Annotated in this window: 21 protein-coding genes and 1 tRNA gene; 11 read left to right on the forward strand and 11 right to left on the reverse strand. The window is 63.8% G+C overall.

Annotation, left to right across the window (positions count from 1 at the left end):
* The first annotated feature begins 61 nt into the window (after positions 1-61).
* The 5 genes from speB (at position 62) to DTX69_RS06965 (ending at position 4,268) form a co-directional block, all read left to right on the forward strand.
* Positions 62-1,015 (forward strand): agmatinase, encoded by a 954-nt coding sequence (speB, locus tag DTX69_RS06945; RefSeq protein ID WP_119300812.1) that lies wholly within the window; start codon positions 62-64, stop codon positions 1,013-1,015.
* Between the two features lie 80 nt (positions 1,016-1,095).
* Positions 1,096-1,170 (forward strand) — tRNA-Thr (locus DTX69_RS06950).
* 172 nt (positions 1,171-1,342) lie between these two features.
* Positions 1,343-2,461, forward strand: a complete 1,119-nt coding sequence (locus DTX69_RS06955) for a DUF2336 domain-containing protein (RefSeq protein WP_119300813.1) — start codon at positions 1,343-1,345, stop codon at positions 2,459-2,461.
* A gap of 10 nt (positions 2,462-2,471) precedes the next feature.
* Positions 2,472-3,995, forward strand: coding sequence for a PAS domain-containing sensor histidine kinase (locus DTX69_RS06960; protein ID WP_162916806.1), 1,524 nt, complete (start codon positions 2,472-2,474; stop codon positions 3,993-3,995).
* Between the two features lie 3 nt (positions 3,996-3,998).
* Positions 3,999-4,268, forward strand: coding sequence for a hypothetical protein (locus DTX69_RS06965; protein ID WP_119300815.1), 270 nt, complete (start codon positions 3,999-4,001; stop codon positions 4,266-4,268).
* On the opposite strand, the gene DTX69_RS06970 is transcribed toward DTX69_RS06965, so the two are convergent.
* Positions 4,265-5,455 (reverse strand): pyridoxal-phosphate-dependent aminotransferase family protein, encoded by a 1,191-nt coding sequence (locus DTX69_RS06970; RefSeq protein ID WP_119301142.1) that lies wholly within the window; start codon positions 5,453-5,455, stop codon positions 4,265-4,267. The genes DTX69_RS06965 and DTX69_RS06970 overlap by 4 nt on opposite strands.
* A 107-nt stretch (positions 5,456-5,562) precedes the next feature.
* Positions 5,563-7,659, reverse strand: coding sequence for an acetate--CoA ligase family protein (locus tag DTX69_RS06975; protein WP_119300816.1), 2,097 nt, complete (start codon positions 7,657-7,659; stop codon positions 5,563-5,565).
* A gap of 319 nt (positions 7,660-7,978) precedes the next feature.
* On the opposite strand from DTX69_RS06975, the gene DTX69_RS06980 reads away from it, so the two are divergent.
* Positions 7,979-9,052, forward strand: a complete 1,074-nt coding sequence (locus tag DTX69_RS06980; RefSeq protein WP_162916811.1) for a TAXI family TRAP transporter solute-binding subunit — start codon at positions 7,979-7,981, stop codon at positions 9,050-9,052.
* An 11-nt stretch (positions 9,053-9,063) separates the two neighbouring features.
* Here the strand turns inward: DTX69_RS06980 and DTX69_RS06985 are convergent, their stop codons facing one another.
* The 4 genes from DTX69_RS06985 to DTX69_RS30575 are packed head-to-tail and all read right to left on the reverse strand — an operon-like array spanning position 9,064 to position 11,861.
* On the reverse strand, positions 9,064-9,297 hold the full coding sequence (locus DTX69_RS06985; RefSeq protein ID WP_119300818.1) for a sulfurtransferase TusA family protein: 234 nt from the start codon (positions 9,295-9,297) through the stop codon (positions 9,064-9,066).
* A complete protein-coding gene (locus DTX69_RS06990; RefSeq protein WP_119300819.1) occupies positions 9,294-10,190 on the reverse strand; it encodes a DMT family transporter in 897 nt (298 codons plus the stop codon). The genes DTX69_RS06985 and DTX69_RS06990 overlap by 4 nt, the downstream gene beginning before the upstream one ends.
* A gap of 23 nt (positions 10,191-10,213) precedes the next feature.
* The gene (locus DTX69_RS06995) at positions 10,214-11,005 is read right to left on the reverse strand and encodes a phosphate/phosphite/phosphonate ABC transporter substrate-binding protein (RefSeq protein WP_162916813.1); all 792 of its coding nucleotides are present in this window, start codon (positions 11,003-11,005) and stop codon (positions 10,214-10,216) included.
* Positions 11,006-11,018: 13 nt separating this feature from the next.
* On the reverse strand, positions 11,019-11,861 hold the full coding sequence (locus tag DTX69_RS30575; RefSeq protein WP_284735607.1) for a GFA family protein: 843 nt from the start codon (positions 11,859-11,861) through the stop codon (positions 11,019-11,021).
* A gap of 150 nt (positions 11,862-12,011) precedes the next feature.
* Here DTX69_RS30575 and DTX69_RS07010 point away from each other — a divergent pair, with 150 nt between their 5' ends.
* Positions 12,012-12,971: a fatty acid desaturase gene (locus DTX69_RS07010; protein WP_119300821.1), complete on the forward strand. Its 960-nt coding sequence runs from the start codon at positions 12,012-12,014 to the stop codon at positions 12,969-12,971.
* A gap of 19 nt (positions 12,972-12,990) precedes the next feature.
* Here DTX69_RS07010 and DTX69_RS07015 read toward each other — a convergent pair whose 3' ends face one another.
* The 4 genes from DTX69_RS07015 to DTX69_RS07030 all read right to left on the reverse strand — a co-directional run bounded on the left by DTX69_RS07015 (position 12,991) and on the right by DTX69_RS07030 (position 17,071).
* A complete protein-coding gene (locus DTX69_RS07015; RefSeq protein WP_119300822.1) occupies positions 12,991-13,590 on the reverse strand; it encodes a hypothetical protein in 600 nt (199 codons plus the stop codon).
* A gap of 86 nt (positions 13,591-13,676) precedes the next feature.
* Positions 13,677-15,203: a trimethylamine methyltransferase family protein gene (locus tag DTX69_RS07020; RefSeq protein ID WP_119301144.1), complete on the reverse strand. Its 1,527-nt coding sequence runs from the start codon at positions 15,201-15,203 to the stop codon at positions 13,677-13,679.
* Between the two features lie 169 nt (positions 15,204-15,372).
* Positions 15,373-16,224, reverse strand: coding sequence for a hypothetical protein (locus DTX69_RS07025; protein WP_119300823.1), 852 nt, complete (start codon positions 16,222-16,224; stop codon positions 15,373-15,375).
* Between the two features lie 145 nt (positions 16,225-16,369).
* Positions 16,370-17,071, reverse strand: coding sequence for a ferredoxin (locus tag DTX69_RS07030; protein ID WP_284735608.1), 702 nt, complete (start codon positions 17,069-17,071; stop codon positions 16,370-16,372).
* Positions 17,072-17,145: 74 nt separating this feature from the next.
* On the opposite strand from DTX69_RS07030, the gene DTX69_RS07035 reads away from it, so the two are divergent.
* Positions 17,146-17,727, forward strand: coding sequence for an HD domain-containing protein (locus DTX69_RS07035; RefSeq protein ID WP_119300825.1), 582 nt, complete (start codon positions 17,146-17,148; stop codon positions 17,725-17,727).
* Entirely contained in the window at positions 17,724-18,107 is a 384-nt protein-coding gene (locus tag DTX69_RS07040) for a VOC family protein (protein WP_119300826.1), read from the forward strand. The genes DTX69_RS07035 and DTX69_RS07040 overlap by 4 nt, the downstream gene beginning before the upstream one ends.
* Positions 18,108-18,876: 769 nt before the next feature.
* Here the strand turns inward: DTX69_RS07040 and DTX69_RS07045 are convergent.
* Positions 18,877-19,893 carry a GlxA family transcriptional regulator gene (locus DTX69_RS07045; protein WP_119300827.1) on the reverse strand — a complete coding sequence of 339 codons (1,017 nt, stop codon included), beginning with the start codon at positions 19,891-19,893 and terminating at the stop codon, positions 18,877-18,879.
* Positions 19,894-20,119: 226 nt separating this feature from the next.
* On the opposite strand from DTX69_RS07045, the gene DTX69_RS07050 reads away from it, so the two are divergent.
* Together DTX69_RS07050 and DTX69_RS07055 are read left to right on the forward strand one after the other, a co-directional pair.
* Complete coding sequence (locus tag DTX69_RS07050) at positions 20,120-21,373, forward strand: sarcosine oxidase subunit beta family protein (RefSeq protein WP_119301145.1); 1,254 nt, start codon at positions 20,120-20,122, stop codon at positions 21,371-21,373.
* A gap of 3 nt (positions 21,374-21,376) precedes the next feature.
* Complete coding sequence (locus DTX69_RS07055; RefSeq protein WP_119300828.1) at positions 21,377-22,399, forward strand: hypothetical protein; 1,023 nt, start codon at positions 21,377-21,379, stop codon at positions 22,397-22,399.
* The last annotated feature ends 21 nt before the right edge of the window (positions 22,400-22,420 follow it).

Consider the following 22,420-nt stretch of genomic DNA (forward strand, 5'->3'; position numbering starts at 1 on the left):
CAACCGCTGTCACATGCGTCTAGTTGACGCTATGATCAGGGCGAATTTAGTGGAGTCCGCAATGGAAAAGATTCATCACCAACCGCTGGGCGGCAACAAGATGCCGCGTTTCGGCGGGCCGGCGACGATGATGCGCCTGCCGGCGATGCCGTCGGCGAAGGGGCTGGACGCCGCCTTTGTCGGCGTGCCTTTCGACATCGGCACGTCCAACCGCTCCGGCGCTCGGTTCGGGCCGCGGCAGATCCGTGCCGAATCCTGCCTCATCCGTCCCTACAACATGGCGACGCGTGCGGCGCCGTTCGATTCCCTGAGCGTGGCGGATATCGGCGACGTCGCCATCAATACCTTCAATCTCGAAAAGAGCATGGCCATCATCGAAGCGGCCTATGATGAGATTCTCTCCCACAATTGCATCCCGCTCACCATCGGCGGCGACCACACCATCGCTCTGCCGATCCTGCGCGCGCTGAAGAAGAAGTACGGCCCGGTCGGCATGGTGCATGTCGATGCGCATGCCGACATCAACGACAACATGTTCGGCGAGAAGATCGCCCACGGCACGCCATTCCGCCGCGCGGTCGAAGAAGGGCTGCTGGACGGCAAGCGCGTGGTGCAAATCGGCCTCCGCGGCACCGGCTACGAGGCGGAGGATTTCGACTGGCCGCGCTCGCAAGGCTTCCGGGTCGTGCAGGCGGAGGAGTGCTGGTACAAATCCCTCACCCCGCTCATGGCGGAAGTGCGCGAGCAGGTGAAAGGCGGGCCCGTCTACCTTAGCTTCGATATCGACGGTCTCGATCCCTCCTGCGCCCCCGGCACCGGCACACCGGAGATCGGCGGCCTCACTACGATCCAGGGCATGGAAATCATCCGCGGCTGCCAGGGCCTGCAGCTGGTCGGCTGCGACCTGGTGGAGGTGGCACCGCCCTACGACCCCAGCGGCAACACCTCGCTCCTCGCCTCCAACCTGCTGTTCGAAATGCTATGTGTGCTGCCAGGGGTCAAATATAGGAACTGAGCCTCGGGCTTGGCTCCCGGCAGGCCTCACTTGATCCGGCGCGGCCGTTGCGGCTATCTGTCGGACGCGCGCCGATGGATGCCGGCTTAGCTCAGCGGTAGAGCAACCGCCTTGTAAGCGGTAGGTCCCCAGTTCAATCCTGGGAGCCGGCACCATCCTCCTCGACAGAACCTCACACCGCTAGGCGCAATTTAGGTGAATGAACAGGTAGTTACGTCTCGGCGTTAAGTTTTTAGTAAGTGTGCCTCTTTAGCCTTATTTGCTGAGAAACCCGCGGATTTCGGCGCGGGTGACCGGGACATATTTAATGCAAAGCGGGGCCGAGCCGTGATCGCGACCGATGTCAGTAAGCTGATTGATCTGGCGCGAAACCGCACTCCGGAAGGCCGCAACGCCCTGGTCGGCGCGATCGGCGACCTGATCGACGAAACCGATCGGCAATTCAGCGCCCAGGAACTGGCGCTGATGAACGACATCCTGAAGAAGCTGATCAACGATGTCGCCAAGCCGATCCGCAAATCCCTGGCCGAGAAGCTCGCCTACACCAAGAGCGCGCCCGTGGAGGTGATCGAGCTCCTCGCCAATGACGAGATCGACGTCGCCGCCGCCATCCTTCAGCACAGCGAGCTGTTGAGCGACGTTGCCCTGATCGAGATCATCCGCAAGCGCACGCGCAGCCACCGCCTCGCCATCGCCATGCGCAAGCACATCAGCAACGGCGTCTGCGATGCGCTGGTGGCGCCGAAAGAGCCGGATGTGATCAAGCGCCTCCTGGAAAATCACGGCGCCGAGATCTCGCAAGCTACCCTCGGCTATCTGGTGGAGCAGTCCGCAACCGTCGATGAGTTCCAGGAACCGCTGCTGCGGCGCCAGGATCTCAGCGCGGATCTCGCCAAACGCATGTATGTGCATGTCTCGGCGGCTCTGCGCGATTTCATCCTGGCGCACTACGACGTCGACCGCACCGAGCTCGACGCCTCGCTCGCGCAGGCGACGACCGAGGCGCTGGAGAAAGCGACCGCCGAGAACCACGTGGATGCCGCCCAGGCATTGGCCGACCAGCTAGCGCAGCGCCAGGAGCTTACTCACGACTTGGTGGTCCAGACGCTGCGGCGCGGCGAGGTGCCGCTGTTCGAGGCGATGATGAGCCAGCTGACCACCCTGCCGCAGGACCTCGCCTGCCGACTGATGTACGAAGAGGAAGCCGACGGCTTCGTGATCGCGGCACGGGTCAGCGGGTTCGATCGCTCCACCTTCACCACTCTGTTCCTGCTCCTGCAGCGCATCCATCCGCGCGGCGTCGCGGATGATCCGCAGCAGCTGCGCCGCGGGCTGGAGCTGTTCGACCGGCTGAGACCCGAGACCGCTCGCAAGGTGATCGCGCGCTACATGATCAACCCCGATTTCCTGCGCGCATTGCGCCAGCGCCCCAGAGCGGTCTCTTGAGAGCCGGGTGATGACCCCCTCCTCGCCACGGTCCGATGCGCTCGACCCCGCGACGCGGGAGCGCAACGATCTGGCTGAGGCGTTCGCGCGCGTCCTGTTGTCGGAGGGACCGGTCGCCGCGCAGGTTCCGGTCTTCTTCCAGGAACCCGATGGCACCATGATCTGGGCCAATGACGGCTATTACAGCTTGGCCGCCCTGCTCGTGAACGCGCCGGAAGCGCAGCGCCTGCTGCATCCAAATCTGGCGGATGCGCCGCAGCTCGCAACATCCTGGACCCAAACGGCGCGCGGCAATGCCGACGGCCGGTCCGTCACCATCCGCGCGAGCTATGCCAAGCTGACCTACGGGCAGCGGCAGAAGCAGGCGCTCGCGGGCGTTGTGCAGGTTGTGCCCGATGAGTCCGATGTCGCGCGGCGCCTGCTGGCGACCCAGGAGCGCCTGGAGGACATCGTCCGCTTGGTGTCGGATTGGGTGTGGGAGGCCAATACCGATGGTCTTCTCACAGTGGTTTCCGATCGCGCGCAACGCGCCAGCGGCTACCATGCGCGCGAGCTGATCGGCACGTCGATCGTGGCCCTGGCCAGCGACGCTCTGGCGGCCGAAGGGCTGCTTGCGCGGCTGCAGACGCTTGCGCCGTTCCGCGACTTCACGCTGCCTATCCGCGCCAAGGATGGCAGCGAGAAGACCTTCCTGGTCAGCGCTGTTCCGGTGTTCGATCATGACGGCGGCACGCATCTCGGCTTTCGCGGGACGGCCAGCGACATCACTGACCTCAGCGAGCGCGAGCGTTCGATCCTGGCCGCGAAGGAATCGGCCGAACAGGCCAGCCGTTCCAAGACCAAGTTCCTCGCCAACATGAGCCACGAGCTGCGGACGCCGCTCAATGCCATCATCGGCTTCTCGGACATGATGGCGCTTGCCATCCACGGGCCGATGGGCTCGCCCGCGTACGAGCAATATGCCGCCGACATCAACGGCAGCGCCAAGCATCTGCTCTCGATCATCAACGACATTCTCGATATCGCGAAGATCGAGGCCGGCCGCCTCGACCTCATCGAGGAAGAGACGCCGATCGTCAATCTGTGCGAGGTGGCCATGCGGCTGATGCAGGAGCGCGCCAACGAGCAGCAGGTAGCCCTGCGCTTCGAGGCCGGCCCGAACCTTCCAAACGTCATGGTTGATCAGCGCGCCATGCGGCAGGTGCTGCTGAACCTGCTCTCCAATGCCATCAAGTTCACTCGGGCCGGCGGCGAGGTCACCCTGCGCGCTCAGCTGTCCATGGAGGACGAGCCGATCCTGCAGGTCTGCGACACCGGAATCGGGATGCGCGAAGAGGACCTCCACCGCGTGCTCGAGCCCTTCGTACAGGTCGAGAACGAGCTCACCCGCCGCTACGAAGGCACCGGCCTCGGCCTGTCTCTCTCCAAGCAGCTGATCGAGCTGCATGGCGGCCGCATTGGCATCGTCAGCAAGCCCGAGGTCGGCACAACCGTGACGGTCTATCTGCCGGCGAGTCGGCTGCGGTTCGGTTGAGCCATGTCCGGTTTGCTCCTGATCATATCGGTGCCGCTCGCCATCCTGGCTCCGCAAATCCTTGCCGTCGTGAAGTGGCGCGGCATCTGGCGATGGCTGGCGGCCGCGACCTTGCTGATCCCGGCTGGCGACATTCTGCTCATCCTGGTCCAGACATCCATCGATCCGACCAGCCATAATCTCTGGCCGCTCGAACTGATCGAGTTTACCTGCATCGGACTCCTGGCAGTCGGCGTGCTTTGGCTGGCACGACTCGTCGCAAGAGCCCACTAGGCCGCAACGCGCCGCTCCTCAGTGCCCGACAGGTATTCCAGCGCCGCCAGCACGCCGCCGCTGCGATGCGGCACCTTGGCAAGCGATAGGCCCATCTCCACGCCGCTGAGCGTTCCGGCCAGCATCAGGTCGTTGAAGTCGCCGAGATGGCCGATGCGGAACACCTTGTCGCCAAGTCTGCCAAGGCCGGCGCCGAGCGACATGTTGAATCGCTCCAGGATCACCTTGCGCAATCCGTCGGCGGAATGGCCTTCGGGTACGAACACTGCAGTGACGGATTGGCTGTATTCGCTCGGTTCGGCGCACACGGTGTCGAGGCCCCAGGCGCGCACGGCACGGCGTGTCGCCTTAGCATGGCGGACATGGCGGGCAAAGACGGTCTCCAGCCCCTCCTCTTCGATCATGTCGAGCGCTTCCTTGAGCCCGTAGAACAGGTTGCAGGCGGGCGTGTAGGGCAGCGGGCTCTTGCCGTCGGCTGCGGCCAGCATCGGCTCCCAATCCCAGAAGGCACGCGGCAGCTTCGCCGACTTGGCGGCGGTGCGCGCCTTCTCGCTGGCCGCGACGAAGGCCAAACCGGCCGGCAGCATCAGTCCTTTCTGCGAGCCGCCGACCACCACGTCGACGCCCCACTCGTCCATGCGCATATCGGCACTGCCGAGCGAAGAGATCGTATCCAGCATCAACAGAGCCGGATGGTTGGCGCGGTCGATCGCCTTGCGGATCTCGCTGACCCGGCTCATCACGCCGTTCGAGGTCTCGTTATGGACGAGCAGGATCGCCTTGATCTTATGGGCGCGGTCCTCGGTCAGCGCCGCCTCGATCGCTTCGGGCGACGGCGCGCGGCGCCAGTCGGTCGCCAGCATCTTCACATCGAGCCCGAGCTTGCGCGCCATGGTGCCCCACAGCACCGCGAATTGGCCGGTATCGAAGGTCAGCACCTGATCACCGGGCGACAGCGTATTGACCAGAGCGGACTCCCACCCGCCAGTGCCGGAGGCCGGGAAGATCATCACCGGCTGCTTCGTCTTGAACACCGGACGGATGCGCTCGAACACCTCCGCCTGGAGCCGCGCCCAGACAGGTCCGCGATGATCCAGCACCGGCTGCGCGATGGCGCGCAGGATGCGGTCGGGAACGTTGGTAGGCCCCGGAATCTGCAGGAAATGACGGCCAGCTTGATAAGTCATCTCTCGTGCTCCTTCGGCGTAGAACCGCAGGAAGTGAACGCTATCGACGACCAATAGTGCCGACTAGGCGGATTGCGACGCCTGAAAGCGGCAAAACGACTCTTGGCCTAATGACCAAGGACGACGAGGGCATCCACTGCAACCGCCCCGTCCGCGCGTACCATCAGCGGATTGACGTCGAGCTCGAGCAGCGTGTCGCGATTGGCTTCGGCGAACGCGGCGATCGCCATGATGCTCTTCACCAGCGCGCTCATGTCGGCCGCAGGCTTGCCACGATAGCCGGCCAGCAGCTTGGCGATTTTCAGGCGGCGTATGGCGACTTCGACCTCTTCCGCCGTGGTCGGCAGCAGGAGCATCGCCGCATCCTCCACCAACTCCACCAGGATGCCGCCGGCGCCGATCACCAGCGCCAGCCCGAATTGCGGGTCGCGCTGCACACCCACGATCAGCTCCGCCACCACGTCGCCGACCATGCGCTCGACCAGCACGCGCTCGACGCGCCCGCCCTTCAGGTAGGCAGAGACCGACGTCTCCATGCGCCCCAGCGCGTTCTCGACATCAGCCGGCGATTTCAGATTGACCGCTACCGCCCCGGCCTCGGTCTTGTGCGCGATCAGCGGCTCGGCAACCTTCAGCACTACGGGGAAGCCCAGCGCCTCGGCGGCCGCAACGGCTTCCGCCGGCGCAACGACGCGGCCCAGCGGAACAGCGAGACCGAAGCTGTGCAGCCGCTGCTTGCCCTCAACCTCGGACAGCATGCGCCTGTTCTCTCCAGCGGCCGGCGTCGACGGGATCACGGCAGAGGTCGTCGGCAGCTTCGCCTTGCGCTGCGCAAAGCGATGAACTGCGGCGAAGGCGGTCAGCGCCTCCTCCAGCCCCTGCATCGGCGCACCGTTGGCGGCAACCACCGCAGCGCGCGCCTGCGCCGGCAGCAACTCCGACAAGGTCGACGTGACGATCGGCATCTTGCCGTGGGCGGCGCACGCCTTCAGCAGCGCACGCACACTTGCCATGCAGGCTGCCTCGGTCTCCGGCCCGTCAGTCGCGAAGTCGATCACCAGCATGCCCGCATCGAAATCGCCGCCCATGACGGTGGAGAAGCATTTCACCAGCAGATCCTCGTGCCCCCAGAGCGAGGTGTTGTAGTCGAGCGGATTGGAAACCGTGGCGAAGACCGGCAGCTGCGCGCGCAGATCCTCCGCCTGATCGGCGGAGAAGCCCGGCAGCGGAATGCCGAGCGTGTCGCACAGATCCGCCGTCAGCAGGCATTCCCCGCCCGAGCAGGTGAAGACTGCCAGCCGGTCGCCTTTGGGCAGGCCGGCGGTCGAAACCAGCTTCAGCGTCTCGAGCAGTTGCGGAACGGAATGAACGCGGATGATACCGAGCCGGTCGAACAGCGCGTCATACATCTTGTCGCTGCCGGCCAGCGATCCGGTATGACTCATGGCGAACTGGGCGCCGAGCTCGGAATTTCCGGCCTTCAGCGCCACCAGCGGCTTGCCACGCTGCAGCGCCTTGGCGGCGGCTCGGCTGAAGGCCGGCACGTCCTTGATGCCCTCCAGATACAGGCCGATAGCTGTCACTTTCGGGTCATCCGCCAACGCGTCGACGTAGTCCGCCGCGTTCAAGATCGCCTGGTTGCCGGAGCTGATCACATAGGCGAACGGTACCGAGCGATCGTTTCGGCTCAAATTTAGCGCGATATTGCCGCTCTGCATGACGATGGCGCAGCCGGTCTCGACCTGCTGTCCGAGCGCGCCCGTGGGCCACAGACAGATGCCGTCGATGAAATTGAGCAGGCCGTAACAATTGGGCCCGACCACCGCCAGATCACCGGCCGCTTTGGCGAGTTCCGCCTGCAGGGCGATACCCTCGCCACCCACCTCGTTGTAGCCCGCGGCATAGCAGATGGCCCCGCCTCCGCCGCGCTCATTCAGCTGGCGCAGGACATCGATGGTCGCCTCGCGCGGAACCGCGATGAAGGTGGCATCGGGCGCTTCAGGCAAGTCAGCGATCGAGGCATAGCACTTACGCCCGCCCAGCTCCGGATATTTCGGATTGACGACCCAGACTTCGCCCGTGAAGCCGGTGTCGGCGCAGCGCCGGATCGAATCCGCCATCGCCTGGCCTCCGACGATGGCGACGTGCCGCGGACGCAACAAGCGCCTTAAATTGCGCTGACGCTGTGATAAATCGGCGTTCATTTACTGATCCTTAGCGTCACCCGCCGCAATCATTGCGCTTGGGTGTTAGCAGACGTACGACGTCCGGGAAAGTCTGGGCGCGACCCGGCAAAGCGGCCCCGCGACGGACTCACACCAAGTTGCCGAAATCGGACGCCGGAAGCGCCTCGGTGACGCGGCTGGGAGCCGCAAAGTGCGTGCGTAAGGTCACACAATGTCTTGAAATAGCGGATGTTTGACGTTTGTCGTATGGCACCGCGGCGACTCGAGACGTAGATTAAAGAAAATCACGAATAACCCGAGTCGTGTGGAGTGCCTCGGGCAGTTTGAGGATTGAGCCGTGAGGGCGCTGAAGGTCAGTTCCGGCATGCGAGCCAGGATGATCTGGTTGGGCGGTGTAGCCGCCGCCAGCGCCATGAGCCTTGCGGCCTATCTCCTCCCCGGCTCGGCAATCAGCACAGCGTTCGCACAAGAAGTCGCCTATTTCCGCATCGGGGCCGGCACCCCCGGTTCGACCCTGTACGATCTGGCCGGGCAGATCGCGGGCGCCATCAGCAATCCGCCCGGCTCCCGCCAGTGCGACAACGGTGGCCCTTGCGGTGTGGAGGGCCTGATCGGCCTCGCGCAAACCACCATGGCTCCGGCCGAAGGCCTGCAGTCGGTCGAGGATGGAATGATGGAATCGGCCATCGTCTCCGCCGATATCGCGGCCGATGCTGCGGAAGGGACCGGCCCGTTCAAGAAGTCCGGCGCCATGACTGAGCTCCGGGCGATCGCCAATGTCGGGCAGATGGTCCTGCATGTGCTGGTCGCGAAGGAGGCGCGGTTCGAGGATGTCGCCTCCCTCAAGGGCAAGCGCATCGCCATCGGAATTGAAGGCTCCGACAACGCCATCACGGCGCGGTTCCTGTTGCGCGCGGCCGGCCTCAGCGACAAGAAGACAAAGCTGCTGACCGGCGATCCGGACGCCGCCGCCCAGGACGTCTTGAACGACAAGGCCGATGCGCTGGTCGTGGTCGCCCAGCTGCCGAGCGCGGATGTGGCGTCCCTCATGCGCACCGGCAACTACCGCCTGCTCGCCGCGCAGCTGTCCAATGACAACCAGAGCAGCTACGTCGCAGCCGACCGGATTCCGCAAAGGGAATACTCGGCGGCGGAGACCCCGACACTCTCGGTGCCTGCGATTTGGGTCGTCAATGCCACACTCTCGAGGGATCTTGCGGACGGTCTCGTCAAGGCCCTCTGGCATAGCGCGGCGCAGAGCGACGAAGGTGCGACCCCTGGCACGATCGACGTCAATATCGATCATCTCAGCGTGCCGCTGCATCCCGGCGCCAAAGCGGCATTCACCAAGCTCGGCATGGCGGAACCCATCGAAACGCCCCCCGCCGAACCGCAGCCCACCACCAACTGATTTTCGCCAAGTCAGGCGTCGCGCACCGTTTCGATCCGGATCACGAACACGCCTTCGGCTTCCGTGCTGTCGAGCAACCGGTGACCGGTGGTTTCACAGAAATGCTTGAAGTCGCCGGGCGCGCCGGGATCGGTGGCGCGGACCTCCAGCACGTCGCCGTGGGCGAGGTCCTTCATCAGCTTGCGCGCCTTCAAGACCGGCAGCGGGCATTTCATGCCGCGCGCATCAAAGTGATGGATGCTCATGCTTTGCCCGTCTCCCGCACCGTGGGGGTGTGCACCCCGAAGATGATCTCCAGCACGCTGGCCGAAACGATAATGCTGCCGCCGATCGCCTCGCGCCAGCCGAAGGGATAGTCCGTCCAGATCGCTGCCGTCACGACCCCGACGACCACCTCCGCCATGAAGAGCATGCTGGCGCGGGTCGGCGACATGCGCGCCGCCGCCCAAAAGCTCAGCAGCAAGCCCGGCAGCACCCAGATCCCGGCGATAATGGCGATCCAGAAAATGGCCACCGGCCAGTTCACCGCCGACCAATCCGTCTGGGCGGGAAAGACGCCGAGCGCGAGAACCGCCCCGCCGGTGATCATCGCCGCCACATATTGCAGGAACGCCTTTTCCGCCATGCCGACATGCGGCGTCATGCGCATGGTGACCAGCCCGACCGCCCAGAAGAAACCCGCAGCAAGCCCGCCCCATTCCGCGATGGTGCGCGGCAGCGGCAGTCCTTGGCCGTCATAGTTCAGCACGAACATGCCGGTGAGGCCGACCGCCAGCGCTACCGTCCGGCCCGGCGTGAGCGGTGTCCGCAGGATCGCGCGCTCCAGCAGGACGCTCCAGACCGGGTTGACGTAGAACAGCAGCACGACGCGCGCCACATCGCCATAGACCACGCTGGCCGCATAGAGGTAGTTGCAGATGCCGGTCGACACGCCGAGCCACAGCAACGGCCAGCCGCCCGCGAGCAATCCGCGTCCGCGATCGCGCAGGATCAGCGGCAGCACCAGGAACGCCGGCACGCCGTAGATAATCCACGCCACCCACGCGCCAGACAGGCCCGTACCATAGGCCGCGTGCAGCGGCATCCACATAGAGCCCCAGAACGTCGCCGATACGAGGATGGCCAGGCTGGGCAGCATGAGAGGATGGCGCGCGGCTGCGGTCAAATCATCACCATCGATCCGGCGCGGTCCGCTTCCTGTTCCATCTCCAACATGCGGTCATAAGCCTGCAGGGGAACGATCTCGATGCCCGCGATCAGCATGGCAGCACGCGCTTCAGACAATGTCGGATCGCTGATCGCAGCCTGCAACCCCGCCCGCAACCTCTGCAGATCGTCGGGAGAGATATCGCGGCGTGTCACGTACGGCAGCGCCGGTGCGCTGGCGCTGCGTGCAATCACGCACAAGGGTGCCACCTCCTGCGGCGCAACGACCTGGAGATGGGCATAGGTGACGCAATCGATGGCAGCGACGTCCGCCCTCCCCTCCCGCACGGCAGCAACGGACTTGCGGTGCCCGCCGGTTTCGACGATGCGCGCCGGCGCGCCCTTGCCGATCACGCTGTGGCGCAGCGCGTTGCAGCCGGATTGCGAGTCATGCCCATTGATGGCGACAATCTTGCCGGCGACCTCGTCCAGCGCGCGCACATCGGAATCCCGCCGGGCGATGATGACGCTGCAGTAGGTCGGGCCTGCGCAGCCTTCCACCGCATGGACCGGTGTCGCGACTAAAGTCACGCGATCCTTCAGCTTGTGAGTCAGCGGATAACCGCACGTCTGCGCTATGAAGAGATCGGGTGCCAGCCACAGCTCATAAAGATCCGCGGGCATACCCGCAGTTTCCGGAATGTCGCTGAGGCCGGCCGCGCGCCAATGCCGGACCAGGCCTGCCCACCATGCGTCGATCGCGGCGCGGCGCTCCGGCATGTCGTACAGGGAGATCATTGCGCGCATGGGGACCCGCCGCTCAGAATGTGACGGGATTGGCAGCCATGGTGCCGGAGGACTGCGCCATGCCATCGCCGATGCGGTAATAATCGCCCTTGTCCTCGACGAAGATGTGCCGCGCCGTGACGAGACCCGTCGGCAGATCAAGCGCGCCGGCCGCGATCGAGACATAGTCGCGGTCCGTTGCTTCCCAGAACAGGCTGGATCCGCAGTCGCGGCAGAAGCCACGCCGTGCGGTGTCGGACGATTTGTGCCAAGTGACCTTGTCCTCACCGCGCAGCGCGATGTTGGTCCACGTGCTCGCCGTGTAGCCGCCGAAATGGCCATGCCAGCGCAGACACTGGCCGCAATGGCACCACACCACGTCGCGCATCTTGCCGCGTACGGTGAAGGAGACGCCGCCGCACAGGCATTGCCCATGATGCTCCGGCATCTCTTTGGCCGCCGGCGGACACGGATCGGTCTCCTGCCGCGCTTGCCCCGTCGATTCCACGAAGCACGACGCATCACCAGGCAGGCCGTAATAGTCGCCCTTGTCCCTGACCCAGATGTGCGCGGTGGTTGCCAGCCCGGTCGGCTGGTCGAGTGATCCGGCGGCTATGTCCATCGCGCTGCCGTCCTTGGATCGCCAGAACAGCTTCGATCCGCAGAGCGCGCAAAAGCCGCGCTCGGCGTCCGGCGACGACGTGTACCAGCGCAGATGCCGCTCGCCCTCCAGCCGATAGTCGCCCGACTTGCCGCCGAGATAGGCGCCGAGCGATCCGTGCCAGCGCCGGCACATGCCGCAATGGCACACCGTCAGCGCGCTGTGATCGCCACCATAACGGTAGCGGATCGAGCCGCATAAGCACCGTCCTTGCATGTGAAAAACCCTTCTTTACGCCTTCAATCCTACATAACCGGGTTGGTGACGCCCCGTCCGCGTAAATCCGTCGCTCTATCGCTTTCGACCGTCTTGGCGACGGGCATCAACTTGTATATACAGGTAGCATAGATTGGACCCAAGCTGCAGATGTCCACCGCCTCGCCCACCCCGTCTAACGCGTCCCGTTCGGACGCACCCAGCTTTTTCATCGACTGGCCCACTCTTTTCCTCGCAATCGGCGTCTACCTGACGTTCGCGATCGTCACGCTGAACTATCACGCCATGCCCTGGTGGCTGGTGCTACCGCTGGGCGCAACCATCGTCTGCCTGCACGGCTCGCTGCAACACGAGGCGACACATGGCTTCCCCACCAAATGGGAAGCGGTCAATTCTTTCATCGTCGGCTGGCCGCTCTGGCTGTGGCTGCCGTACCTCAGCTATCGCTTCACGCACCGCACGCACCACATCGACGAGAACCTGACCAATCCGGAGCTGGATCCGGAATCCAACTATCTGACCGCCGAGCAGATCGTCGCCATGTCGCCGCTGCGACTGCTGGTGCGTAACGCAATGCGTACGTTGGGCGGGCGCATGCTGTTCGGTCCGGCCTACTATTGCTTCTTTGCCTGGCGTGACAAGGTGCTGGCAATCCGCGATCGACGCTGGCGCGCGTTGCGCCCGCTGCTCTGGCATCTGCCGGCCGCGGCTGCCATCCTCTATTGGGTGCTGGTCGTATGCGATATCCCGCTCTGGGCCTATATCGCCTTCTTCGCCTATCCCGGCACGTCGCTCACCCTGGTGCGCTCCTATGCCGAACATCGCGCCGCCGGTCCGGTCCAGCAGCGGACGGTGATCTGCGAGTCCAATTTCTTCTGGAGCTGGCTGTTCCTCTATAACAACCTGCACCTCACCCATCACCGCCACCCGCGCCTCGCCTGGCATCAGCGGCCCAGGCAATACGAGGCCGAGAAAGCGCATCTCTCGCTCGAGCTCGGCTACTACCGGCTCAACGGCTACTGGGAGGTGTTCGGGAAGTGGTTCGTGCGCGCAAAGGAGCCGATGGTGCATCCAGCCGAACTGCGCGCTGCCGCGCGAGAGGCAGCCTGATACCGTTCCCGCCGGGCCGCTAGGTCCGGGGCTCTTCCTTTTCTTTCAGCGATGCCCGGTGCCGCGCGAGATGATTGCGGTAGGCCTCGGCATCGCCGTAATCCTCAAAGTCGGAATAGCGCGCGTGCGCACCCATGACACGGGTCGCATGCTTGATCGGACACCAATATTGCTCGGTGCGGGAGGCGATCTCCCGCACATAGGCGATGAGGCCGTTCGCATAGGAGCAATAGGCGCAATTCAGCTTTTCGATCGCGTTGAGATAAGCAAGGTGGCCGCGGTCGAACACCAGATAGTCGCGCCGCCGCACCTTGGCGATGCCATAGACGGGAAAGCACACTGCTTGATAGATCGTCATGAACAGGTCCAGAAGGACGAACGGAACGATCAGGGAATAGATGACAGGCGCGGTCAGGACGACGAGCGGCCGGGCATTCAGCAGGTAGTGCGGCAGCCTGACCCGCAGCTCACGGTGCCGACGCAGCAGTTCCTGCTCGAAAACGATCCGCCCGTGGTCCAGGCCGATGCGGAGCTCGGCGCTCCGCTTTGCCAGCTCCGCTTCCAGCTCACCTTCCAAAGATCTGATGCGTTCGACCAGGGCTGCGATCTGCGCGTTCATGCGAATGCCTCCTTCGCGGCCGATTGGCTGGCGCGAAGGTCATTCTAGCACCTGGAGAGCATTGGAAGTGCGGTGAATGACAGGGCCTAATAGCCCGGAACGCCGCCTTCGGCTTTGCGCCTGGCGACATATTCCTTGAGCGCGTCGTCGATCGCGGGATCGAGGGGCGGCGGCGTGTAGTCCGCCAGCAATTGCTTCCAGATGGTATTCGCCCGCTGCGCGGCTTCCACCGCGCCCGCCTGTCGCCAGGTCTCGAAGTTGCGCCAGTCGCTCACCAGCGGCGCATAGAACGCAGTCTCGTAGCGGGCCAGCGTGTGGGCCGAACCGAAGAAATGGCCACCGGGCCCGACCTCTTTGATGGCATCGACCGCGAGCGTGTCGTCGTTCACCTCCAGCGGCCGCATGAACTCCATCATGCCCTGGATCATCTCGGCATCGACCACCATCTTCTCGAACGAGGCGACCAGACCGCCTTCCATCCAGCCGGCACCGTGCAGGACCAGGTTGGCGTGGCCCATGACGGCGCCCCACAGCGACATCTCGGATTCATACGCCGCCTGCGCATCGACCGCGTTGGCGGCGCAAGCGTTGCTGGAGCGGAACGGCAGCTTGTAGCGGCGCGCGAGCTGTCCGCTCGCCATGGCGGCCCGGGTATATTCCGGCGTGCCGAACGCCGGCGCGCCGGTCTTCATGTCGACGTTCGACGTGAACCCGCCATAGATGCACGGCACACCCGGATTGATCATCTGGATGAAACAGATGCCGGCCAGGGCCTCTGCATTCTGCAGCGCCAGTGCGCCCGCGATCGTCGCCGGCGCCATCGCACCCGATAACGTGAAGGGCGTCAGCACCACCGGTTGGCTATGCTCCGCCATCGCCATCAAGCCTTGCAGCATCGGGATGTCGAGGCGCAGCGGCGAGTTGCTGTTGACGATCGAGAACAGGCTCGGCTCGCGGGCCAGCTGCTCCTTGCCGATACCGCGCGCGATGCAGATCATCTCCACCGCATCGAGGATACGCTCGCGCCCCAGACTGTAGGGATGCCAGATGCGGTCGGTCAGGGTGATTGCCGCGTAGTGCGCATCGAGATGGCGGGTCAATGGAGGGACATCCGCCGGCTCGACAGGATAGCCGCCGACGAACTGCACCGCGTTCAGGCTCTGCACCAGCCGCAGCAGGTTGCAGTAATCCTCGAAATTGCCGGGCCGGCGTCCGTGATCGAGGTCCGAGACGTTGGGCGCCGAGCCGACCGAGCCGAAATTGATGTGATTGCTGCCGAAGCTGAGGTTGTGTTCCGGCGCCCGCGCATGGAGCGTGAACTCCGCGGGCGCCTTCCCGACATAATCCGCGATCAGGTTCCGGTCGAACCGCAGGCGCTGCGTGCCGGGCACCAGTTCCGCCCCTTTCGCGACCGCGCGATCGCGCGCCTGCTGGTCCAGGAACTCGATGCCGAACTCCTCCAGGATGCGCATGGAGGCATCGTGAATGCGCTCGATCTGCTCTTCGGTCAGAACCTCGATCGGCTTATAGGGATTCCGATAGGTGCGCCAGGGCAACTGCTTCACGCCGCCGACGGTGCGGCGTTCGCGGCGCGCGCGTTGCTCTCGCTGCATGATCGATCCTTTCACCCGGACGGCTAGGTCTCATCGACCCGATATCAGCCCCCCTCGCCCCATGCCAATGAGATTTGGGACGCCGGCACTGGCCATTTTTCGATGACGGCTGAAAGCAAGACGGGGGCCAAAACGGCCCCCGGGACAAGTGCTTTTGCGGGCGCGATGGTCAGTTCGAAGCGACCACCGGCATGCCAACATCCTTGCCCAGCGTGATCTTCACCTTCGAGAGCTCGCCCGCCATGACATTGAGGTGCTCCTTACCCCACGTTTCGCCATAGCGTGCGATCACCAGATATTTGCCCTCGCGCAGCATGATCTTGGGTTCGGGCCCGGTATGCTCCGCCACGAGCTCGTGTTCGCCCTTCTCGTTCGCCTTGGCGCGGACCACCTGCCAGGTGACGTCGTTCACGACCTTTTTCTTGCCGTTATAGGCAGCCGCCTCGGCAAAGCCGGCATAAAGGTTGAGCGTGTATTCGTACGACTGGCCGGCCTTCAGGGGAACCACTAGGTCTGCGGTCGTGCCGTTGTAGGTGGCGCGCACCACGTAGCCGCCGGCGGGAACGTTGAAGGTCGCGGTCGGCGCCTTCACCGTGTGCACCAGTTGACCGCCCTTGGGTTGGCCCTTCACGTACGTAAGCATATCCCACTGGATCGGCTCCTTGACCGGCTTGCGGCCCTTGGAGGTGATCATCTTGATGCTGATCTCGGCCATGCCGAAGGTCACCGTCCGCACCACCGGCTCCTTGCCGACGGTGAAGGTCTGCTTCGCTGCCATGCCCTTCGTCTGACCGAGTACCTGATACTGCCCGGGTTTCAACTTGGTCTTGAGAACGGCCGCTGCCTCCTGCACCGCCGGGGTGTTGCCGGGCTTACCGTTCTTGTCGAGCTTGAGGATGGTCCAGGAGACAGGCTCGGTGATCTCCTTGCCATCCAGGCCGTTGGCGGCGTTAATCGTGACTTCAGCCTCGGCGGCCGCCATCACGTCATTGCTGGAGATCAGAAACGCGGCTGCGGACATCCCGGCAGCCAGCAAAAAAATCGCAACGCGCGTGAAGGTCCGCACGGGGCACCCCCTCGAAAATCAAGTAAGTGAACGGCTTAAATACCCTATGGACTCGTTTGCTCTCAAGCTCTCGTTCGCCCTACATCGTCCAGCCAATTTATTAAGAGTTCCTTTCTCTGGCACGTAGCCGGGCCTTCACGAAGGCCTTCATGTGAAACCGGGCGTGATCGGCCTGATAGCGCCAGTCGGCGCCGACCGGACAAGCCAAGCGCGCCAGACACCCAACGCCGCTGCACGATCTGGAGTCATGCTGCGCTGCAACAACATAGTCGACGCAGCGGTCGACGTCATACCCGTCCACAGAGAATGCGTTCACTGGACAGTGCGTGAGGCACGGCCGATCCACACAAGCGTCGCAAGGATGCGCGTGTTCCCTGCGCGGCTGATGAATCGTGTTGCGCAGAAGTATAGCGGCGCGGTACGCGTGCCAGAGTCCGTATTCCGGATGGATCTGAATTCCGATGGGCGACGAGCGCACGCCCTCCGCCCGCTCCGCCCAGCGCTGGAACGGCCAATAAGGCGGCCCATCGAACGGATAGAGCGCTGTCCCATCGACCGATCGCGCAATGGGATCGATGGTCTGCCGCGTCCATTGGTCCAGCGGATCGGGATCCGTCATCGCGGTGATCTCTGCGCCGCTCCTGTCCCACAGCTCCGAGCCGACATTGCCGACGAGAATGACCGCGCGCGCCCACGGTGCCTCTGCCAGAACATCGCGATCCACTTCGCTGTCGGTTGCGAATCCCCCGCGCAGGCGCAAACCATAGCGCGCAAGCGCATCATTCAATTCAGAAATCGGCACACGCACTCCTGGACGCAGCCGCAGGCGCAAGTCTAGCATGGCGCCCGTTGCGCCATTCTGGGGAGCATGTCGACATGTTTGAAACCGAAACCGTCAGCTTCACGCGTATGGATGAAGGAACGGGCGAAGAGTATCAGCTTCTCGATCGCATCTACAAGAAACTGGACCTGGGGCTCGCGGACAATGTCCTGGAGCAGCTAAAGCGCCTCAGCGGCGATCAGATGGGCTACAAGATCGACCGCTATCAGCACAGCCTGCAGACCGCCACCCGCGCGCTGCGCGACGGCGCCGACGAAGAGACCATCGTCGTCGCCCTGCTCCACGACATCGGCGATATCCTGGCGCCATGGAATCACTCGGACCTCGCCGCCGCGATCCTGCAGCCCTACATCAGCCCGGACAATCACTGGCTGGTGCAGCACCACGGAATCTTCCAGGGCTACTATTTCTGGCATCACACCGGCGGCGACCGCTTTGCGCGCGAGCGCTATCGCGGCCATCCGATGTTCGAGCGCACCGCCGAATTCTGCGAGCGCTGGGATCAGACCTCCTTCGATCCGGCCTACGACACGCTGCCGATCGCGGCATTTGAGCCGATGGTGCGCCGGCTGTTCGCACGCCCGCCTTTCGGCGATGGCGTGGGAGCAGCGGCATGAGCTTCGTGACCGGCATCGGCGGCGTGTTCTTCAAGTCGCGCAACCCGTCCGGCCTCGCCCGCTGGTACCGCGAGGTCCTGGGCGTGCCGGCCGATGTTGACTCCGCCACCTGGGCCTTTCCCTGGCAGGACCAGAACGGCGAGCCCGGTTACACGGTCTGGGGTGTGTTCCGCTCCTCGACCAGCTACTTTGGGAATTCCGGTCAGCCCTTCATGATCAACTTCCGCGTTTCTGACCTGGATGGCGCCCTCAAGCGGCTCCGCGAAGCCGGCGTTCAAGTCGATGATCGCGTTGAGAAAACCGTCGAAGGCCGGTTCGGCTGGTTCATCGATCCCGACGGCCGGCGGGTGGAGCTATGGGAACCCGCCCCGATCGACTAGGGAGTCAAGAACCCGTCAGCGCCCTGTGCGGCGGATCACAGACGACCAGCCGCCATGCTCCTAGAGTCCCCTTACGCCTTGAGTCTCGGGCTGCGTGCCGAACTGGGGCGATCGCGAGGGGCATCATGCTTCGGTTCTTTGGACTTCTGACGTTGATCCTGGTGGTCGTCTGCCTGGCAGTCGGCGCGTCGATCGCGCTGGCGTGTGACGGCTTAACGCCGACTGGCGGTGCTGTTTCTGCTCCTGTAGTGCATGCCCCGCTGAGCGCCTGCAGAACTCCTCCTCCGCCCAGCTTCGGTTGAGCTCAGTTCATCCGGTTCAAGCAAGCCGGAACATGCAAATCGAGATTGCAGCCCACCCCTATCGCCCGCATTCCGCGCACTCGGCGGAGCAACGGCGGAGCGTCCCTGTTGTTCGAAAATAAGAAGGCCTGAAACAGCGCGCAGACGCCCCAAGCACAGGGCGCTCAGGCCAGTGACGCGAGTACGTAGGACAACTAGGGAGATATCGGTATGGAACAGAAAGAGCGGGGGCCCGATGATGATACTTATGCCCGGGAATCCTTCACCTTCCGACGCATGACGCGAGGACAGGTATGGGCACTTACAACGATTGTAGTCGTTGTCCTGGCGGGGGTGGTCGTGTACGCCATCGCATAAGCCTGTCTCGTTGGCTACCCAGTAACTGTTAGGTAGCTCCGCATCAAGCGGCACGCGCCGCCGTCCGCTAGGTCGCTTCAATTATACGAATGAAAAAAGCTCACCGGAGATTACGCTCGGCCTGCCGCGCTTCTCCTCTCCGGCTCTTCCTCTATGACGGCATTGGGCCCGGCGCGTTCGCGGCGCGGTGTCTTGCCGAAGAAATCGCGATAGCACTTCGAGAAATGCGAAGCGGATACGAACCCGCAGGCAAGCGCGATGTCGATGACCGACATGTTGGTCTGCAGCAGCAGCAGCCGCGCGCGATTGAGGCGTAGCTCCACGTAATAGCGTGCCGGCGAGCGGTGCAGATATTTCGCAAAGAGCCGCTCCATCTGCCGGCTGGAGAGGCCGGCCGCCTCGGCCAGCTCCTGGCGGCTGAGCGGCTCTTCCAGGTTCTGCTCCATCAACTGGATCACCTGGATCAGCTTTGGGTGACGCACACCAAGCCGCGCCGTCAGCGCCATGCGTTGGTGATCGTGCCGGTCGCGGATGCGCTCATGGATGAACTGCTCGGAGACCGAGGCCGCCAGTTCGTGACCGTGCTGTTGCGAGATCATGTTCAGCATCATGTCGAGCGCCGCCGTTCCACCGGAGCAGGTGAAGCGGTTGCGATCCACCTCGAACAGCTCCGAGGTCGCTTCGATCTCCGGGAAGTTCTCGGAGAAGCTGGCGAGGTTCTCCCAGTGAATGGTGCAGCGATAGCCGTTCAGCATGTTGGCGCGCGCCAGGATATGCGCACCGGTGCATAGCGCACCGATATCTGCGCCCTGTCGGTCAGCGCGGCGCAACGCCGCGAACACGTTCTTGTCCTCGTACAGATGGCCGTCGATGCCGCTGCACAGGATGACGGTCTGGTAGCCAAGGACCTGATCGATGCCGCCTTCCGGCGTCAGTTCGATGCCGTTGCTCGCACGCACCGGCTTGCTGTCGGGCGAGAATAGCCGCCAGCGATAGAGCTCCTTGCCGCTCGCCCGGTTGGCGAGACGCAACGGCTCGATGGCGGAGGTGAAGGCGATCATGGAAAAGTTCGGCACCAGCAGGAAGGCGATTTCCTGCGGAAGCTTGCTCGGCTTGGTTCCAAACATGGTAAGCGCGAAACCTCTAAGGCGCCGATTTCTCCTCAAGAGGGTTACGGCGCGATCGGAAAAGTCGGTGCCGTCTATAGAACATATCACTGGACTTGTCGCTAGGAGTTTTTCGGTCGCAGGGGCGCGCGAGAATGCAAGCCTAACGGGGCCTTCCGCGCTTGACCGGTTGCTCAAATCCTGCGGAAACTCGGCCCTCGCCCGCTGGCCGGATTTCGCCCTCCCGATGAAACAGAGCTATTCCATCTTTTCCCTGGTCCGGAACGCGCTCAATTACCACCAGGATTGGCAGGAGGCTTGGCGCAGCCCGGACCCCAAGCCGGCCTATGACGTGGTCATCATCGGTGGCGGCGGGCACGGGCTGGCGACAGCCTACTATCTTGCCAAGGAGCACGGGATTACCAACGTCGCGGTCCTTGAGAAGGGCTGGCTCGGCGGCGGTAATACCGGGCGCAACACGACGGTCGTGCGCTCCAACTACCTCTGGGATGAATCCGCGCACCTGTACGAGTTCTCCCTGAAGCTGTGGGAGAGCCTGTCGCAGGACCTCAATTATAACGTCATGTTCTCCCAGCGCGGCCTCGTCTCTCTGGCGCACAGCCAACATGAGATGCAGGCGCTGCGGCGCCGGGTCTATGCGATCCAGCTCAATGGCATTGATTCCGAATTCCTGACCCCCGCTCAGCTAAAGGAATGGTGCCCGATCCTCCATGTCGCGCCCGATACGCGCTATCCGATCGTCGGGGCCAGCCTGCAGCGGCGCGGCGGCGTGGCGCGGCACGATGCCGTCGCCTGGGGCTTCGCCCGCGCCGCGGACGCGCGGGGCGTGGATATCATCCAGAACTGCGAGGTCACCGGCCTCAAGGTCGAGAACGGCCGCGTGACCGGCGTCGAGACGACGCGCGGTTTCGTTGGCGCGAGGAAGGTCGCCATCGCCGTTGCCGGCCATTCCAGCGTGATCTGCGCGATGGCTGGCTTCCGCCTGCCGATCTCCAGTCACGTGCTTCAAGCGCTGGTATCGGAGCCGATCAAGCCGGTGCTCCACACCGTCATCACATCGGGGCTGGTCCATGTCTATGTCAGCCAATCGGACAAGGGCGAGTTGGTGCTGGGGGCCGGCATCGATACCTACAATTCCTATTCCCAGATGGGCAGCCCGCCGATCGTCGAGAACATGCTGAATGCCTTGACCGAACTGTTTCCGATCTTCAGTCGCCTGCGCTTCCTGCGGCAGTGGGGCGGCATCGTCGATACCTGCCCGGACGCCAGTCCGATCATCGGCAAGACCCCGGTCGAGAACCTGTTCGTCAATTGCGGCTGGGGGACCGGCGGGTTCAAGGCAACGCCCGGCTCCGGCTTCGTCTACGCCCACACCATCGCCACCGGCACACCGCACCCCCTCGCCGCCCCCTTCGCGCTCGAGCGCTTCCACATCGGCTACTTGATCGACGAGCACGGCGCCTCGGGCGTGGCACATTAGATCATGCTGTACTACGTCACGCGCGAGCTGCACTCCTACACGATCGACGATTTCCTCGCGTGCTTCCGTCGCTGCGGGCTGGTAGCGCCCGACTTCGTGCGTCCGATCAGCTACGAAGCGCTGTTTGCCAATAAGTGCGCGCCGATTGGTAACTACGTTTTCAGCGATCTCGATCGCCTCAGCGGCTATGAAATCGATGCGGCGACGGAGATCGCGAAGGCAATCGCATCGGTTCCGGGCGCCGTGGTCGTCAATTGGCCGAACCGGGTCCTTGGTCGCTATGCGTTGTTGCGACGGCTGTACGAGAACGGTGTGAACAGTTATGATGTATGGCGCCTGGATGAGCATCGCATGCCGACGGCATATCCCGTATTCATCCGACGCGAACAGGATGCGCTCGGCCCGGAAAGCCCTCTGCTGAAGGATGAGAGCGAATATCGAGCCGCCGTTGACGCCTTGCAAAGCTCAGGCAGGGGACTTGCCGGACGCATCGCTGTCCAGTTCCGCCACCAAGCAGACAACGACGGGATCTATCGGAAGTACGGCGCCTTCTGCTTTCGCGGGCAGATCGTGCCTCAACACCTGTTCCTGTCGCGGGACTGGGTCGTGAAGCGATCGTCGATCGACCTCACGCAGGCGATGATCGAGGAGGAGGAGCAGTACGTCTTCGGCAACCCGCACGCTGAGCAGCTAGGTGCGATCTTCAAGCTGGCCGAGATCGATTTTGGCCGTGCGGATTACGCCGTGGTCGACGGGCGCATCGAGATATTCGAGATCAACACTAACCCGACCTTCCCGCGCGTGCGCCGCGATCGCCCGGAGCGCGCCCGGCGGCGCCATCATGCGGTGGAGGGCGTGGTCGCGGGATTCCGGTCCTTTGATCAGCCCATTGCCAAGTCCGGGTTCACAAGATTCCGCACGCCCAAGCCGAAACTTCACCGCTTGCGCGACCGTTCGCTGCGGCGGCGAATGTCCGACCTGGCGAGCGGAATCCGATGGCGTCTGGCCGGTCTGATCCACTTTTGATCCGCGCTATGCTTTCCGACA

This window comes from Dongia deserti, assembly GCF_003574735.1.
GTDB classification, from domain to species: Bacteria; Pseudomonadota; Alphaproteobacteria; order Dongiales; family Dongiaceae; genus Dongia_A; species Dongia_A deserti.

Coding starts and splice junctions, on each gene's coding strand:
- speB (WP_119300812.1), top strand. CDS start 62: ATGGAAAAGATTCATCACCAACCGCTGGGCGGCAACAAGATGCCGCGT.
- DTX69_RS06960 (WP_162916806.1), top strand. CDS start 2,472: ATGACCCCCTCCTCGCCACGGTCCGATGCGCTCGACCCCGCGACGCGG.
- DTX69_RS06965 (WP_119300815.1), top strand. CDS start 3,999: ATGTCCGGTTTGCTCCTGATCATATCGGTGCCGCTCGCCATCCTGGCT.
- DTX69_RS06970 (WP_119301142.1), bottom strand. CDS start 5,455: ATGACTTATCAAGCTGGCCGTCATTTCCTGCAGATTCCGGGGCCTACC.
- DTX69_RS06975 (WP_119300816.1), bottom strand. CDS start 7,659: ATGAACGCCGATTTATCACAGCGTCAGCGCAATTTAAGGCGCTTGTTG.
- DTX69_RS06985 (WP_119300818.1), bottom strand. CDS start 9,297: ATGAGCATCCATCACTTTGATGCGCGCGGCATGAAATGCCCGCTGCCG.
- DTX69_RS06990 (WP_119300819.1), bottom strand. CDS start 10,190: ATGCTGCCCAGCCTGGCCATCCTCGTATCGGCGACGTTCTGGGGCTCT.
- DTX69_RS06995 (WP_162916813.1), bottom strand. CDS start 11,005: ATGCGCGCAATGATCTCCCTGTACGACATGCCGGAGCGCCGCGCCGCG.
- DTX69_RS30575 (WP_284735607.1), bottom strand. CDS start 11,861: ATGCAAGGACGGTGCTTATGCGGCTCGATCCGCTACCGTTATGGTGGC.
- DTX69_RS07010 (WP_119300821.1), top strand. CDS start 12,012: ATGTCCACCGCCTCGCCCACCCCGTCTAACGCGTCCCGTTCGGACGCA.
- DTX69_RS07015 (WP_119300822.1), bottom strand. CDS start 13,590: ATGAACGCGCAGATCGCAGCCCTGGTCGAACGCATCAGATCTTTGGAA.
- DTX69_RS07020 (WP_119301144.1), bottom strand. CDS start 15,203: ATGCAGCGAGAGCAACGCGCGCGCCGCGAACGCCGCACCGTCGGCGGC.
- DTX69_RS07025 (WP_119300823.1), bottom strand. CDS start 16,224: ATGTCCGCAGCCGCGTTTCTGATCTCCAGCAATGACGTGATGGCGGCC.
- DTX69_RS07035 (WP_119300825.1), top strand. CDS start 17,146: ATGTTTGAAACCGAAACCGTCAGCTTCACGCGTATGGATGAAGGAACG.
- DTX69_RS07040 (WP_119300826.1), top strand. CDS start 17,724: ATGAGCTTCGTGACCGGCATCGGCGGCGTGTTCTTCAAGTCGCGCAAC.
- DTX69_RS07045 (WP_119300827.1), bottom strand. CDS start 19,893: ATGTTTGGAACCAAGCCGAGCAAGCTTCCGCAGGAAATCGCCTTCCTG.
- DTX69_RS07050 (WP_119301145.1), top strand. CDS start 20,120: ATGAAACAGAGCTATTCCATCTTTTCCCTGGTCCGGAACGCGCTCAAT.
- DTX69_RS07055 (WP_119300828.1), top strand. CDS start 21,377: ATGCTGTACTACGTCACGCGCGAGCTGCACTCCTACACGATCGACGAT.